This window comes from Gillisia xinjiangensis (assembly GCF_046298265.1).
Taxonomy (GTDB): Bacteria; Bacteroidota; Bacteroidia; order Flavobacteriales; family Flavobacteriaceae; genus Gillisia; species Gillisia xinjiangensis.
The window spans coordinates 1-1280 of record NZ_JBKAHK010000023.1 but is presented as its reverse complement, the minus strand read 5'-3'; the positions used below and the strand labels follow the sequence as shown (position 1 = coordinate 1280).

The 1280-nt window shown below is 56.9% G+C and carries 1 rRNA gene; it reads left to right on the top strand.

Going from position 1 to position 1280, the window contains the following annotated elements:
- Window positions 1-440 precede the first annotated feature (440 nt).
- Window positions 441-1280 (top strand): 16S ribosomal RNA (locus tag ACKGJN_RS16245); the annotation flags it as partial.

Sequence of the window (1280 nt, the reverse complement as noted above, 5' to 3'; positions counted from 1 at the left end):
GGGAACGGGGGTTCCACTCCTCGGGTTGGCGACGGTGTCTGAAGGGCCGGTTTTCCACTGCCTAAGGCGTTGAAAGTTCGGTCCCAACTCAGTATATTGTTTGCCCCTATTTCTGCTTCTTCGTGAGTGGTGAGGCGGGCAAATCGCTCGGCGGCATTCGCTTGCGCGGATCCAGCACGGGCCGGCTGTTTGACATTGTAGATTTGGAAGGGATACGCGGGCGGCGGGTCTGTGTCTTGTTGGCATTGACTCTGGGTTTTGGTGTTTGGCACTGGGACCTTTCGGTTGACCGCGTATTAGACGGATCTGGTTTTGACCCTGGTTTTGCTTTCGGCTTTGGCTGGGGGTAATGGCTGGGTGAGGGACTGGATTTCGCGCGTTTTTGATTTGAGAGGATCCCGTTGATTGATCTGGTCCGGCTTTGCCGGGGCAGATGAGGTCAACCTAAGAGTTTGATCCTGGCTCAGAACGAACGCTGGCGGCAGGCCTAACACATGCAAGTCGAAGGAGAAGCACCTTTCGGGGTGTGGACACTGGCGCACGGGTGAGTAACGCGTGGGAATCTACCCCGGGGTGGGGAATAACCGCTGGAAACGGCGGCTAATACCGCATACGCCCCAAGCCTTTGGCTTGGGGGAAAGCTTTAGCGCCCTGGGATGAGCCCGCGTTAGATTAGCTAGTTGGTGGGGTAACGGCCTACCAAGGCGACGATCTATAGCTGGTCTGAGAGGATGATCAGCCACACTGGGACTGAGACACGGCCCAGACTCCTACGGGAGGCAGCAGTGGGGAATATTGGACAATGGGGGCAACCCTGATCCAGCCATGCCGCGTGCGTGAAGAAGGCCTTAGGGTTGTAAAGCGCTTTCACTGGTGAAGATGATGACGGTAGCCAGAGAAGAAGCCCCGGCTAACTCCGTGCCAGCAGCCGCGGTAATACGGAGGGGGCAAGCGTTGTTCGGAATTACTGGGCGTAAAGGGCGCGTAGGCGGAACGTCAAGTTAGGGGTGAAAGGCCTGGGCTCAACCTAGGAACGGCCTCTAAAACTGACGATCTAGAGTCCGGAAGAGGATGGCGGAATTCCCAGTGTAGAGGTGAAATTCGTAGATATTGGGAAGAACACCGGTGGCGAAGGCGGCCATCTGGTCCGGTACTGACGCTGAGGCGCGAAAGCGTGGGGAGCAAACAGGATTAGATACCCTGGTAGTCCTCGCTGTAAACGATGTGTGCTAGCCGTTGGGGCACTTAGTGTCTCGGTGGCGCAGCTAACGCGTTAAGCA